Genomic DNA, 14,846 nt, shown 5'->3' with positions numbered 1-14,846 from the left:
AGCGGCTGTTATTCCGCCTGAGTGTCTTCATGACGCAAGTTATATATGATTTGCTGATAGGCTTCTCGCAGGGCCTTTTTTTGTTCATCTGCGACCTTGTTCAGAAGCAGACAGCGCTCAAACACCTCTTCCTCATCCAAGTCTTGTAGTGTCTCAGAGGTTTGCTGCTGGTTTAGCACTTTATTATAAGTGCGGGTATTTTTTATTTTTAGTACCTCACACCGCAAGCCATCTACCATCGCCTGGATATGCTCACGTAACTCGCTGACCAGCTCGTCACCTGTGTAAATCACTTCGAGCCAAACAGACTCCGTGTCATCTAAAGACTGAGCAGTGCTATCAATTGTCTGTTGGATAGACTGTAGATCACCTGAGACTTGTGCCAGTTTTTGAAACGTGGGAATAGGCAAGGAGGCGATCTGCATCTGAGATGATTTGTCAAAATGTAGTCGCTGCGGTGGAGAGGTCATTTTTGAGTCAACATCATTTGAATTGAGGTCATCAACCTTGCTTTCTTGCTTTACATGGTGTTCGTCTAGATTGCTTTTGTCGCGGCCCTCATTGTCTACTGAATCATCAAAGCCAAACAAATCATCCATAAAACCACTCGTCTGATTGGCTACTTTTTTAGCCGCTTTTTCTACCGATGTTTCAATTGTGGCAACTGTACGGGTGATCTGAGGCACATTGCTTGCAATGGTACGAGCAGCGGTATTGTTTGACATTGGTTTTTTATCACTAAACTCGTTTTTTACTGCGCCAAACTGTATGAGCAACACTTGTTTTTGCTGGCGCGCCTCACCAAAACCCATGGCAATCGGCGAGCCTGAATAGCGAATGGTCTCACGACCGCCGACCCGCTGCGGCACATGCAAATGCCCAAGGGCGACATAATCAAAACCATCGTCAAACATGTCAGCAGACACCTTACCAAGCGAACCGACATAAAGCTCACGTACGCCGTCATCTTCGGTCGTCGTACCGCCAGCTGCAAACAGATGACCTGTGGCGATTATCGGAATGTGACGCTGATGGGATTTTATTAATTGGGCTTGCTTGGCTTTGGCGATACTGGCGACGTTATCATAATGGGCGCGAATGCCTTTGATGACATTGGCGTCTTTTCTGTCCATCGATTCGCCAGCGCTACTGCTACGGACATCACGATCACGCAGATAGGGCACAGCGGCGATGATGCAATGCGGCGCGCCGTCTGTGTCATCTAATACCAAGACCTCATCGTTTAAGTCCTCGCAAGCGGTGCCAATGACATGGACGTTTAGAAACTTAAGCACATGACTTGGTGCGTCCAGAAACGTCGGAGAGTCATGATTGCCTGCGACGATGACGATATGCTGGCAACAGGAGCGTGAGACTCGCCCCAAAAACTCATAATACAGAGCCTGCGCTCGGTTGCTTGGTGTCATGGTGTCAAAGATGTCACCAGCAACGATAAGTACATCGACATTTTGCGCGCTGATGGTCGTCTCAAGCCAAGCTAGAAAAGCTTCAAACTCTTCATAACGCATACGGCCATAGAGCCTGCGCCCTAAGTGCCAATCGGAGGTATGTAAGACAGTTAAAGGTTTTAAATTTTTCATAGGCGCGGCGCAAACGTGGTATCGGCAAGTGGGGGTGTCATTGAGCGGAAGGGTGTTTATAAGCAAGCTGTCATTCTAGCAAGAATTGCTAGGCTTTGCTGTGTTGCAAGCGCATAAAAAGCCCTGCCAATAACATATTGACAGGGCTATATTATAGTCCTTTCGAAATCAAGCAAACATTATCCAATCACCAATTGCTCCAAACCTTCTTCTTGCTGCGCTGCCAAATTAGCGATCATAGAGAGCGCATGGGCTTGCTGGTCTATCGGCTTTTTTGCATCTTGGTCCGTGATAGCTGTTCCTGCACGTAACCAGTTAGTCTCTGTATCGCCGGTATCTTTATTGTGTTTGTTGTACCACGCCAAATCATCATGCAGCGCCACCACATCTCCCATGATAAGTAAGGCGGGCGTGGGCAGCTGGTTTTGTTCTTGCAGCGCCACGATACTCTCAAGTGTGCCAGTTAATACTTGCTGATTGGGCATGCTAGCATTGGAGACGATGGCAATCGGCGTCTCAGGCGAGCGGCCAGCGTTTATCAAACCTGTCGTCAAACGTGCCAGCGAATGCAGACCCATATAAAACACCACGGTTTCATTGGTATCAAGTAAGTTTTCAAACTTCTCATTGGGCGCACCCGCCTTTAAAAACCCAGTGACAAAACGCACCGACTGCGAATGATCACGGTGGGTAAGGGGGATACCAGCATAGCTGGCAGCGGCATTGGCAGCGGTGATACCTGGTACCACTTGATAAGGAACCTCATGCGCCCGCAAGCTTTCAATCTCTTCGCCGCCACGTCCAAAGATAAAGGGATCGCCACCTTTTAGACGTACCACACGGCGGCCTTGTTTGGCGCTATTGATGAGCAGCTCGTTGATGCCTAATTGCGCGACCGCATGGTTACTGCGTTTTTTACCGACAAACACTTTATCGGCATCACGGCGGCATAAGTCTAATACTTGCGGAGAAACTAGGGCATCATAGTAGACGATGTCTGCTTGCTGCATCAGACGTAGCGCCTTAAATGTCAAAAGCTCTGGATCACCAGGTCCTGCACCGACGATATAGACTTCACCGACAGCTGCTTGAGCCTGATTAATATTGTTATGTTGAGTAGTTGTTAACTTATCTGTTGCTACAGGCGCATTGGCCGATAGTGATTCTGTACTGTGGCTCTGTGAATGCTGGCTAGTCGTCGTAGCAGGGCTATTAGTAGGGTTATGAGCATCAGGGTCAGCACTATGATTAGCGCTATCTTCAAGAGCAGCTACTGTGCTGTCTAGATCTGCTTTTAGCTGGGCACTGGCCTCACGCTCATTACCGGCAAACATTAGCTGACTGACTTGACCTTCAAAGGCACGCTCCCAAAACTGCCGACGGCCTGCCAGGGTTGGGATTTTACGTTTTACCTCGCTACGAAACTCGCCTGCCAGTTTTGCCAATTTACCATAACCTTGCGGGATCAGCGTCTCAAGTCGTGCCCGAAGCAAACGCGCCAGCACGGGCGCTTTACCATTCGATGAGATGCCGATGACGATGGGATTACGATCGACGATAGCGGGGAAGATAAAGTCACATAAATGCGGGGTATCAACCACATTGACGGGGATGTTGAGCGCGGTGGCATCAGCGTGAATTTGATGATTAAGCGTCTCATCATCAGTCGCCGCAATGATGACTCGTGCACCTGTCATATAGGATTTATTATAATTTTTATAAATCAGCTCGTGCTTATCGTCTGAGAGCAAGGCTTGTATCTCAGTGCTGATATCTGGCGCTAGAATGGTAATGGCAGCCCCAGCACGGCTAAGCAAATCTGCCTTTCGCAGTGCCACATCGCCGCCACCCACGATCAATACTTTGCGGTTATCGAGTTTAAAGAATAAGGGAAAGGTATTCATAGGAGCACCAATTATGTATTCAATGTCGTAAAATATGCTTCCATTATGAGGTATCAGGCGCTACGTCTCATGCAGTGAATTGGCATTAGCATAGTCGTTTTCGTCATATTTATTATAGTTTTTGATGGAATGTAGAATAGAGAAGGGAATAGTGATAAGAGCGCTTGCGACAAAAAGGCTCTCTTATAAGAGTAAAAGAGCCTTTTAAACAGAGCTTTTTAAACGATGAATGACGGTAACGCTTGATTACAACTGCGTATGCAGACCACACTCACGGCTTTCTTCAACTTTGGTTGGATCAAAGTAATCAAACTCGTTAGGCAAATCATGCTCTTCAAGATAGACGTCTAAATCCGCGTCTGTTTTTTCAAATAATGGTGCAACTTTTAACACGCCGTCTTTTGATAAGCTAAGCACATCAAGACCTTGGCGAAATTCCGTTTGATCTTTACGAATCGCGTTGAACCATACGTCAGGCTTTAGCTCGTCTAGCGCACGGCGGAATGGCTCAAGTTTCACTTGTTCAGTGAACTCGCCATGTTGCGGGTTGTCAATGCCTGGGATGCCATTCATGGTTGAATCACGGTGTGCAGCGGTTTGTTTTGGGATATAAGTCACAACGTTGAGATCAAGATCACGAATCAATTTGTTGGCAAACTGATAGGTCGCATCGGTGTTATAGCCTGAATCTACCCACAATACCGTGATGTCAGGGCGCTGCTTGGCAACCAAATGCAAGATCGCTGACTCATAAGGACGGAAGTTGGTGGTGATGATTGGGTTTTTGGCTTGCGTCAATGCCCACTCAACGATTTGCTCAGGTGATTTACCTTTTAAGTCTTGATTGGCTTGGTCTATATCTAGGTTTGGGTGTAATTGGCTCATAATACATTCCTTAATAATTGTTACTATAAAAATGGTTCTTTAATATCGAGTTTAGGTTTTTGAGAACATCGGTAATGCTGAAGCATCTCGACCGTCATAACTACTGGCAAGCGCATTAAATGCTTGGCTGATATCAGAAATAGAGTGCAAATCATGCGCACTTATCACAAAACTGTCGGCGCCTGCGCGTAGCAGATAGGCGATTTGATCGCGGCCAAACTTGCCAGCCATACGAATCTCGCCTTGATAGCCCATTTGGCGTAAGGTTTGGGCGTAACTAAAACCACGTCCGTCCGTGAAAGCGGGAACGTGAATCACAATCAAATCTTGCTGTAATAAAAACTCTGGAATACGCGTCAGCACTTCGGTGTCGCTATCGGATGTCACCCAGACACCGGTACGGCTGATATGCTTGGCTAACAATTCACGTACTTGTAATAGTAGTCCGCCTGCAATATTGCCTTTAGCATCTAATAAATCAGCAAGCGGTAAAACGACTTCGAGTTTTTCTTGTTTTTGCAGCAGCTCTAGCAGTGATATATCGGTCAGGGTAATACCATCAGGCAGCTCATTGGTGCTAAGCGCAAGCCAAGTGTCAGTCTCACTGATATCGGTGCCATCGCTATTGAACACATGATGATTAGCCATAGACCTTCTCCTTAAAAGGGGCAATACCAATACGGTCAACTAAGTCACCAAAGCCTTCGACATCATTGTCATTACTGACGCGCTGCTCAAGGTAGACGTCGATTATCTTTTGTATCGTCGTTGCTACGGCATCGGTTGGTACAGCCTTGCCCAATATCTTACCGAGTTTGGCGTCGTTGCTAGAGTTACCGCCAAGGCTGATTTGATACCAGTATTCACCTTTTTTATCGACCCCAAGGATACCGATATCGCCGGTATGGTGATGGGCGCAGGCATTCATGCAGCCTGACATGTTCAGGCGAATATCACCAAGATCATACAAGTAATCCAAATCATCAAACTGCTTTTCGATTTGCTCAGCAATATTATGCGTAGTCGCATTGGCCAGCGAGCAATAATCCCAACCTGGGCAGACGATCATATCGGTTAGGGTGTTGATATTTGGACGGGCCAAATGTAGCGCCGCCAGCTGCTGCCATAGCTCGTACAAGCGATTGGTTTGTACATCGGCAAAGACCAGATTTTGCTGATAAGTACCGCGCAGCTCGCCAAAGCTATGTTCGTCAGCGAGGTCGGCGAGGGCGTCCATTTGCGACTCAGTAATATCACCTGACGGTACGTAGCGTCCGTCGACCAAGCCCGCTTTTAACGAAATGACCACTGCGCGGTAGCCTGCGATTTTATGCGCCACGGTATTTTGCTGATACCAATTGGCAAAGTCTTTATCAGCCTCTAGTTGCTGCTGCAAGTCCGACTGTACCTGTAGCGCATCAAAGCTGAGATAATCAGGCTCAGTGAAATAGCTGCTGGCCTTGTCAAAGTTGGCATCGGTCAAGGTCAACGGCCCATCTTTGATATTGGCTTCCCATTCGGCATCGACCAATTTGGCAAACGCCGGGCCGCCCATGCTATCGACCAATATCTTGATACGCGCTTTGAATTTATTGTCGCGGCGACCATGCAGATTATAGACACGCAAAATCGCATCTAAATAGCTAAGCAGATGCTGGCGCGGTAAAAATGTATTGATGGTTTTGCCAATCACGGGCGTACGCCCAAGACCGCCACCAACTATCACTTCAAAGCCAAGCTCGCCTGCTTCATTTTTCTTTAAATGCAGTCCGATATCATGCACCTGCGTTGCCGCGCGGTCTTTTGCCGTACCAATGACGGCAATTTTAAATTTACGCGGTAAAAAGGCAAACTCAGGATGAAAGGTTGACCACTGACGGATAATCTCACAATAAGGGCGTGGGTCAGCGATTTCTTCCTTATGGATACCAGCGTAAGGATCGGTTGTGGTATTACGGATACAGTTGCCTGAGGTTTGAATGGCATGCATCTGTACCGTTGCCAATTCTGCCAAAATGTCTGGCACTTCTTCTAGTTTTGGCCAGTTCAGCTGAATATTGGTACGGGTGGTCATGTGCCCATAACCTTTATCATACTTACGGGTAATCTCAGCCAATTTGCGTAGCTGATAGCTGGCAAGCAAGCCGTAAGGAATGGCAATACGGAGCATCGGTGCATAACGCTGGATATACAAGCCGTTTTGCAACCGCAGTGGCAAATACTGCTCTTCTGGCAGCTCACCTGCCAAAAATCGCTCAGTTTGGTCGCGAAACTGGGCGACTCGTTCTTCTACCAAGGTTTGGTCAGCGTAATTATATTGATACATGACGTAATCTCAATTTTGTTTTAAACATAAATGCGGCGACGAAAATGATTTGCGTGTGTACTGTTTTTTTGTTTACTAAACTAAAAAGTGTCTCAAGGTCAATCATTGAATCATTGAGTGTCACATCATATAAGCTTGCCTCTATAAACATAAATTCCTTTAAGACATATCCATATCCAAAGTCAGCATAAATTTTCATAATCAAAGTTCGGTAGCCTATGCCTATTCGATTTATTCGCGGCTATAAGGTTAAAAACATGACATCTACTACTACGCCTAACCAGACATCAAAACTTGTACCGCCACATGGTAGCAAGGAGCTTAAGCCGCTATTGCTAAAAGGTGAGGCGCGCCATCAAGCACTAAAACTTGCCAGCACTTTGCCGACGATTACCCTCAGCTCACGTGAGCGTGGCGATTTAATCATGCTCGGTATTGGCGGTTTTACGCCGCTAAATGGTTTTATGAATCAGGCCGACTGGCAAGGGGTGGTCGATGACATGCGTCTGCAAAGCGGTGACAACGTTGGCTTGTTTTGGCCGATTCCGATCACCTTGTCTGCGCCAAAAGCGACGGCGGATAGTTTGAGTCAAGGCGACAAAGTCGCATTGGTCGCACAAGATGGCGAAGTTATGGGCATCTTAACAGTAGAAGAGACCTATACCATTGATAAAGAACACGAGTGTCAGCAAGTATTTACCACTACAGATCCAGAGCATCCAGGCGTCCAGCAAGTATTGGATCAAGATGATGTCAATATTGCAGGTAGCGTAGAAGTACTGAGCGAGGGCGAGTTCCCAACGCGTTATCCTGGTATCTATAAAACGCCCGCGCAAACACGTCAAATCTTTGAAGAGAAAAACTGGAAGACTGTGGCGGCTTTCCAAACGCGTAACCCGATGCACCGCTCACATGAATATCTGGCCAAAATCGCAATTGAGATCTGCGATGGCGTTATGATTCATTCATTGCTCGGCGCACTAAAACCAGGTGACATTCCAGCAGAAGTGCGTCAAGAAGCCATCAAAACCTTGATTGATAATTACTTTAAGAAAGATACCGTCATTCAGGCAGGCTATCCGCTCGATATGCGCTATGCTGGGCCACGTGAAGCCTTATTACATGCGTTATTCCGCCAAAACTATGGCTGTAGTCATCTGATCGTTGGTCGCGACCATGCTGGTGTGGGCGATTACTATGGCGCGTTTGATGCTCAAACCATTTTTGAACAGGTTGGCAAAGACGATCTCATCACCCAGCCGCTAAAAATTGGCTGGACGTTTTGGTGTAATGCTTGTAGCGCCATGGCGTCTGATAAGACCTGCCCGCATGATGCCTCTGAGCACGTCAAAGTCTCAGGCACTAAACTGCGTAAGGCGCTATCAGAAGATCTGGAGGTACCCGACAACTTTAGCCGTCCAGAAGTGCTAGAGATTTTGCGCAACTACTACGCCGGTATCGCAAAAGACCAACGTGCTGAGGTCAAGTTAACTGGTGCATCTGCGGTATAGAGAAAAATTGATTTTTTGATAAACATCACTCATAAAAAAAGGTGGCAGAATATAAATCTGGCACCTTTTTTATTTGTTGTTAAAGATTGGCAGTTCAAAAGTAATACGTTTAGGTTAGTTCCAAATCGCTTGAAAGCTTCTGATAGTCGCCAACGAGTGAAGCTCCACCCGAACAAAAATAATTCAGCGCGTACTTATCTTGGCTATCAATGGTCAGGATATCATCTTTAAACTGAAAAAACGCCGTGCTGTCATTGACCTTGGTTTGAAAAATCACACCGTGTGCTTTGTCTTGCCCCATTAAGCTGGCGGTGCCGTCAAACTGACACGTTGGTTTTTTGATGTCGCTACGTGCACGTACCTTGATATTGATCTGCTCATTGCCCGCCGATCGTACCATCACGCCCACCCAGTCATAGCCTTGGCTGCGGTTTTCATAACCTGCATCGGCATAATCGCCAACTACTGCTTGCACCATAGGCGCAGCGGCTTGCTCAGGCTGAGTGATGGGCATGTTTGGCATGACGGGTGTCACGTTGTTGCAAGCGCTTAAGCTCAACATGGTGATGGCGGCTGTCGTCCCTGCTGCCAATACACGAGAAAAACGAGTCAAAGATGCGATCATTTAAGTACCTTTTAAGTGAGTAATAAGAGTGGGTAAAGATTTATCAAAGATAGTAGCCCTTAGCGACCAGCTCGTCTATAGCTCAAGCAATACCATAACTTGCTTAACAGTATCTGTTAATGCTTTTATTGTTTCTGTGCTCAGCTGTATTTTATAAACGCTTGATAAGGCTGGCTTTATCCTTTGGTTATTCCCTTTTGGTAATAACATACGCATATTCATCATTAAACATAATAAGATGGCGCTGTTAGCATACTTGCATTACCTAACAGCATCTTTGAGGAAAGTATGACATACGCCGCCCCATATCAACAAAAAAGTAAAACTCGCAGCGCTCTCAGCATTGCAGGCATAGCCTTGAGCTTAGGTCTGGCTGGCTGCAGCAATAATGATGCAGTCGACACCACAAACGCTGATGATACGGCGGCTGCAGAAGGTCAAAACATCGAGCTGCTCAACGTCTCTTATGACGTTGCCCGTAATTTCTATAAAGATTACAACCCGCTATTTGTAGAGCACTACCAAAGCGAGCACCCAAATAGCACCATCACCGTCAAACAGTCGCATGGCGGCTCAAGTAAGCAAGCCTTGTCAGTGGCCAATGGTCTACAAGCCGACGTCGCCACTATGAACCAAGGCTCTGATATCGAGCTACTAGAAAAAGAGGGTTTGGTTGAGTCAGACTGGGAGAGCAAATTCCCTGATAATGCCGTGCCTTTTACCAGCACCATCGTGTTTTTGGTACGTAAAGACAATCCAAAAGGCATCAATGACTGGGAAGATTTGACTCAAGACGGTCTTGAGATCGTTATGGCCAATCCAAAAGTCACGGGCAATGGTCGTTATGCCTTCTTAGGCGCTTATGGTTATGGTCTGCATGCGTTTAATAACGAAGAGGCACCAGCCAAAAACTACGTAAAAGAGATGCTCAAAAACGTCAAAGTCTACGAAAACGGTGGCCGTGCAGCAACCACAACCTTTGTACAGCGCGGTATTGGCGATGTATTAGTGACCTTTGAAAACGAAGCCAACTTGGCGGCGACTGATTTTGGTGCTGGTCAAGTGGACATCGTCTATCCAAAATACTCGATCAAGTCAGAAAGCCCTGTGGCCATTGTAAAAGCCGTCACGGACAAAAAAGGCACCACTGATGCAGCAAAAGCCTACTTGGACTATTTGTGGAGCGAGCCGGCCCAGCAATTGGCTGCTGATCTATACTTGCGTCCGAGCGTACAAAGCGTACTCGATAAAAACAGTGACAAACTGCCACCGGTTGAGACTTTCCGTCCAAATGATGTTTTTGGTTCATGGGATGAGATCATGGGCACTTACTTTAGTGACAATGGCGTCTTTGATCAATTAGCGATCAATGCACCGCAGTAAACAGTAAGCACTGCAGTAAACAATAGGCAGCGCAGCACCTAGAGCGATACTCTAGTGCAAGAGAAGCCGTGGTAAACAAAAAAAAGGACATGGTCATCTACACCATGTCCTTTATACCGTAAGCTCAGCTGACCCAGCATAATTATTATTAAGTAGATTGCTCAATATTTTGTTACGTACCATTCGTTAGGCAATAGGACATCACTATGAGTGCAACCGCTTCATCCGCCCACAAAGCCCCTGCCAAAAAAGGCTGGCTGACCCGTATGCGTCAGCGCAACGTGCTGCCAGGGTTTGGGCTGAGCATGGGTATCACGGTTTTTAGCTTATCGCTACTGGTGGTACTGCCGTTTGCCATGATGGCCTATACCACGACGCAAATGGGCTGGACGGGATTTTGGCAGGCCATCAGCCAACCACAGGTGACGGCTGCGATCAAGCTGAGCTTGTGGATGGCGTTTGCAGCGATGCTGACCAATATGGTGTTTGGTACCTTGGTCGCTTGGGTGCTAGTGCGTTATGAGTTTTGGGGCAAATCCTTAATCAATGCCTTGGTGGATCTGCCGTTTGCGCTGCCGACGGCGGTGACGGGTATCTCGCTTGCTACCCTGTACGCGCCCAACGGCCTAATAGGTCAATGGTTTGCCAAGTTTGATATTCAAGTGGCCTTTACACCTTTAGGTATTTGGCTGGCTTTGGTGGTGGTCAGCTTTCCATTTATCGTGCGGGCGGTGCAGCCGGTACTCGCTGAGCTGTCGGTTGAGTTTGAAGAGGCAGCGGCGGTACTGGGTGCCAATCGCTTGACCACGTTTTGCAAAGTGATCTTGCCTGAGATGATGCCAGCCTTACTGATGGGCGCTGGGATGATGTTTGCCCGTGCGACAGGTGAGTATGGCTCGGTGATCTTTATCGCCGGCAACATCCCAATGGAAACTGAGATTTTGCCGCTGATTATCATCAGTAAGCTGGAGCAGTTCGATGTTGGGGGCGCATCAGCCGTGGCACTATTTATGTTGCTGATTTCATTTACCATCTTATTGACCATCAATATCGCACAGTGGAAACTGTCTCGCCGCGTAGGAGCTCGCTGATATGCAGATATCCAATAGCTATGATTACCAAAGCAACCCTGCGACCAAAGACACACCGTGGATACGTCGCACTTTTATTACCATTGCTGTGCTGTTTATGGTGGTGATGCTGGTCGTGCCGCTACTTGCGGTGTTTTATGAAGCCTTTAAAAACGGCTGGCAGCTGTATATTGCTTCCTTGGTCGATCCTGAGGCCTTGCAAGCGATTAAGCTGACCTTGATCACTGCCGGCATCGTGTTACCGATCAATATGGTGCTGGGTATTGCGATTGCTTGGCTGGTGACACGTTATCAGTTTAAAGGTAAGCAGCTGGTCACCACCTTGCTTGATTTGCCATTTTCGGTATCACCTGTGGTCGCAGGCCTCATGTTTGTGTTGTTATTTGGTCTCAACTCTACTGTGGGCGGCTGGCTTGAGAGTATGGGTTTTCAGGTGATATATGCGGTACCAGGCATTGTATTGGCGACATTGTTTGTCACCTTCCCATTTGTGGCACGTGAGCTGATACCGCTGATGCAGACGCAAGGCGATAGTGAGGAGCAAGCGGCGCTGACATTGGGTGCGAGTGGTTGGCAGACTTTTTGGCATGTCACCTTGCCCAATATCAAATGGGCGCTGCTTTATGGTTTGATTTTGACCAATGCCCGAGCGATGGGCGAGTTTGGTGCAGTCAGCGTAGTGTCCGGTCATATTCGCGGTGAGACCAATACCATGCCACTACTGGTCGAGATTGCTTATAACGATTATAACTTTACCGCCGCTTTTGCCTTATCAAGCCTGCTTGCGGCACTGGCGCTGGTGACACTACTGATTCAGCAGGTCATGACCAAGATGCAAGCGCGCAAATTTGCCAAATCGGCACGTCTCGCGGCTGCGCCTGAGCTACCAGTGAGCGCCAATGCTACCAATGCGGCCGATACCTATAAGACGGCGGCGCAGGCAGCTAAGAGCTCGAGAAATGTGTAAACAACTGACGGCCTATACGAAAGATTGATTACCACAACGCTGTCGCCAGCATAGACGCTGCCACGATAAGCAAAAGTGAATAAGAGACACGATTATGAGTATTGAGATTCGCAACGTTAATAAAAAATTTGGCAGTTTTACCGCCTTAGACAATATCAATATCACCGTACCAACTGGCAAACTAACCACTTTGCTTGGGCCCTCAGGCTGCGGTAAGACCACCTTGCTGCGTATCATCGCAGGTCTTGAATACGCAGATTCTGGGCAGATATTATTTGATGACTTGGATGTGACCAACACCCCGGTACAAAAGCGCCATATCGGCTTTATGTTTCAGCACTATGCATTGTTTCGCCATAAAAACATCGCCGAAAACGTTGCTTTTGGCTTGACATTATTACCAAAAAACAAGCGTCCTAGCAAAGCCGATATCAATAAGCGTGTAAATGAGCTATTAGAGTTGGTGCAGTTGCCCCAAGTCGCCAACGCCTATCCGCATCAGCTCTCTGGTGGACAACGTCAGCGGATTGCGTTGGCACGAGCTTTGGCAGTCAAACCCAAGTTATTATTGCTTGATGAACCATTTGGCGCACTCGATGCCAAGGTACGTAAAGAGCTGCGCACGTGGCTAAAAAACATCCACCATGAGCTGGGTATCACCAGCATCATGGTCACTCACGATCAAGAAGAGGCAAGGGCGGTGTCAGATGAGATCGTGGTGATGAACCAAGGACGAGTAGAGCAGGTAGGCACCTCAGAGGCACTGATACACCAGCCGGCCAATGCTTTTGTCAGTGACTTTTTAGATTTGGCTTAATCGGATACGGCAAACACGCCAGTATCTGCACACCAGTTGGTACATAAGCTATAAAACGCCATAAAAAAAGACCTATACAATTATAGGTCTTTTTTTATGGCGTCCTGCCCATCTTATCTACTAGGCAAGCTTCATATCTGCATCCAACGATGTCTGCTCATGCGTGATCTCTAAGATCTCTTGACACCACTCTGGCAAGTCATCGGCGACCTCGTACCACATCCAAGTCCCGTCACGCACACAGCTTAGAATGCCCAGTTTTTTCAGGTGATTTAGATGGCGTGAAATGGTTGGCTGCGGCTGATCCAATATCTCAACCAACTCGCCCACACAGCGTGCTTCTTTTTTAAAAAGAATTTGAAATATTTTTAGACGAGTCGGATCAGATAAGACTTTAAACAAATCAATAGGTCGTATCATAAAGTTATTATCAGACATAGCATAATTCCAATAGGGCGTTGTTAATAGGGGGTCAATATAACAGCAGTCGTCAATAAAATCGATTAAAAATTGAGCTAAATTACAGTTCGTCGTTAATTTACTACCTTTGATACCATTCGGTTACATCGATACTTATATTCCGTTACATGAATTTATTTTTCAAAATATCTGTCTGCATTTATTTACTGTGTAGTCAAAGATAGGGTGATAAATACAGCAAACACTATTGAAAATGATAATAGTTATCGTTATGATATACCCATCACGTAAAGGAGCCAATCTATGTACGTATGTATCTGTAATGACGTAAAAGACAAGCAAATCAAAGCAGCGATCGCTTCGGGTATTGATACGCTCGAAGGCCTAAAAGACACGCTGGATGTGGCGACTTGTTGCGGCTGCTGTGAGCCTATGGTCAATGACTTTCTAGACGAGCATCATGCCAAGCTTGATGCGCTGGCTTATGCAGTGTAGGGTAGCACCAGAAACTACCCCGTTTTTTGTCCTGCGTATACCTCTTGCACCACCATCCTTTCACACAATTTCTATCTCACGTACTGCCTCTATCTCACATACTGGTTGATGACGCGCTCATCAGCCATGCTAGTTAATTATGATTCTCAATTAGCATCTTATTCTTAGTTCATAACATTACAAGCGCTAGCACCTCTATATGCTACTATATCTGTCTGATATTGTAAGAAGTCTGACGGACTTTAATCTTTACTAAGCAGTTTACCAATAACGCTTTTATTATATGCGATATTGTGAATTTAACCTGCGAGACAACAATAGGAGTATGGGTGATGATAGGTAGCCAGAAAGTCATTGATTATTTAAATTTTTTATTGGGCGGCGAGCTTGCTGCGCGTGATCAGTATTTTATTCATTCAGAAATGTATGCTGAATGGCACTACGGCAAGCTATATGACCGCATCCATCATGAAATGGAAGATGAGACCTTGCACGCGCAGGCCATTATCCGCCGTGTTTTGATGCTTGGCGGCACGCCAAAGATGAGCGTTGATGGGATCAACATCGGTAGCACCGTCCCTGAGATGCTACAGTTTGACCTTGATTTAGAGTATCAAGTACAGCAGCACCTAAAAGACGGTATTGCGCTGTGTGAAGAAGAGCACGACTATGTCACCCGCGAGATGTTGGTCGAGCAGCTCAAAGATACTGAAGAAGATCATGCACATTGGTTAGAGCAGCAGCTGCGCCTTATCGATATGATCGGTCTGCCAAACTATCTACAAAGCCAAATGGCAGAAGTGTCTCCTGATATTGTCTAG

At 46.7% G+C, this 14,846-nt stretch carries 13 protein-coding genes and 1 pseudogene; 7 read left to right on the top strand and 7 right to left on the bottom strand.

What is annotated here, in order from left to right; genetic code table 11:
* Positions 1–8 precede the first annotated feature (8 nt).
* From JFC05_RS03620 to JFC05_RS03600, 5 genes are all read right to left on the bottom strand, one after another.
* A complete protein-coding gene (locus JFC05_RS03620) occupies positions 9–1,601 on the bottom strand; it encodes an exonuclease SbcCD subunit D C-terminal domain-containing protein (RefSeq protein WP_198335806.1) in 1,593 nt (530 codons plus the stop codon).
* 179 nt (positions 1,602–1,780) lie between these two features.
* Positions 1,781–3,505 carry a uroporphyrinogen-III C-methyltransferase gene (cobA, locus tag JFC05_RS03615; protein ID WP_198335805.1) on the bottom strand — a complete coding sequence of 575 codons (1,725 nt, stop codon included), beginning with the start codon at positions 3,503–3,505 and terminating at the stop codon, positions 1,781–1,783.
* Between the two features lie 246 nt (positions 3,506–3,751).
* Complete coding sequence (locus JFC05_RS03610) at positions 3,752–4,390, bottom strand: phosphoadenosine phosphosulfate reductase domain-containing protein (RefSeq protein WP_198335804.1); 639 nt, start codon at positions 4,388–4,390, stop codon at positions 3,752–3,754.
* Positions 4,391–4,441: 51 nt separating this feature from the next.
* Complete coding sequence (locus JFC05_RS03605) at positions 4,442–5,038, bottom strand: DUF934 domain-containing protein (protein ID WP_198335803.1); 597 nt, start codon at positions 5,036–5,038, stop codon at positions 4,442–4,444.
* A complete protein-coding gene (locus JFC05_RS03600) occupies positions 5,031–6,716 on the bottom strand; it encodes a nitrite/sulfite reductase (protein WP_198335802.1) in 1,686 nt (561 codons plus the stop codon). The genes JFC05_RS03605 and JFC05_RS03600 overlap by 8 nt, the downstream gene beginning before the upstream one ends.
* Before the next feature lie 257 nt (positions 6,717–6,973).
* On the opposite strand from JFC05_RS03600, the gene sat reads away from it, so the two are divergent.
* On the top strand, positions 6,974–8,227 hold the full coding sequence (sat, locus tag JFC05_RS03595; RefSeq protein WP_198335801.1) for a sulfate adenylyltransferase: 1,254 nt from the start codon (positions 6,974–6,976) through the stop codon (positions 8,225–8,227).
* 109 nt (positions 8,228–8,336) lie between these two features.
* Here the strand turns inward: sat and JFC05_RS03590 are convergent, their stop codons facing one another.
* Complete coding sequence (locus JFC05_RS03590; protein ID WP_198335800.1) at positions 8,337–8,852, bottom strand: hypothetical protein; 516 nt, start codon at positions 8,850–8,852, stop codon at positions 8,337–8,339.
* 288 nt (positions 8,853–9,140) lie between these two features.
* Between JFC05_RS03590 and JFC05_RS03585 the strand changes: the two genes are divergently transcribed.
* From JFC05_RS03585 to JFC05_RS03570, 4 genes and pseudogenes are all read left to right on the top strand, one after another.
* A complete protein-coding gene (locus tag JFC05_RS03585; protein ID WP_198335799.1) occupies positions 9,141–10,235 on the top strand; it encodes a sulfate ABC transporter substrate-binding protein in 1,095 nt (364 codons plus the stop codon).
* A gap of 206 nt (positions 10,236–10,441) precedes the next feature.
* Positions 10,442–11,326, top strand: a complete 885-nt coding sequence (gene cysT, locus JFC05_RS03580) for a sulfate ABC transporter permease subunit CysT (protein WP_198335798.1) — start codon at positions 10,442–10,444, stop codon at positions 11,324–11,326.
* Between the two features lies 1 nt (position 11,327).
* A complete protein-coding gene (gene cysW / locus JFC05_RS03575; RefSeq protein ID WP_198335797.1) occupies positions 11,328–12,293 on the top strand; it encodes a sulfate ABC transporter permease subunit CysW in 966 nt (321 codons plus the stop codon).
* Positions 12,294–12,387: 94 nt separating this feature from the next.
* Positions 12,388–13,107 (top strand): annotated as a pseudogene (locus tag JFC05_RS03570) (sulfate/molybdate ABC transporter ATP-binding protein); the annotation flags it as partial.
* 123 nt (positions 13,108–13,230) lie between these two features.
* Here the strand turns inward: JFC05_RS03570 and JFC05_RS03565 are convergent.
* Entirely contained in the window at positions 13,231–13,548 is a 318-nt protein-coding gene (locus JFC05_RS03565) for an ArsR/SmtB family transcription factor (protein WP_100749628.1), read from the bottom strand.
* A gap of 285 nt (positions 13,549–13,833) precedes the next feature.
* Between JFC05_RS03565 and JFC05_RS03560 the strand changes: the two genes are divergently transcribed.
* Complete coding sequence (locus tag JFC05_RS03560; protein WP_068405488.1) at positions 13,834–14,025, top strand: (2Fe-2S)-binding protein; 192 nt, start codon at positions 13,834–13,836, stop codon at positions 14,023–14,025.
* 332 nt (positions 14,026–14,357) lie between these two features.
* Entirely contained in the window at positions 14,358–14,846 is a 489-nt protein-coding gene (gene bfr, locus JFC05_RS03555; protein ID WP_192993110.1) for a bacterioferritin, read from the top strand.

This window comes from Psychrobacter celer (assembly GCF_016107555.1).
GTDB lineage: Bacteria > Pseudomonadota > Gammaproteobacteria > Pseudomonadales > Moraxellaceae > Psychrobacter > Psychrobacter celer.
Note: the sequence above shows the minus strand (reverse complement) of the source record. Positions and strands in the feature narration are given on the sequence as shown.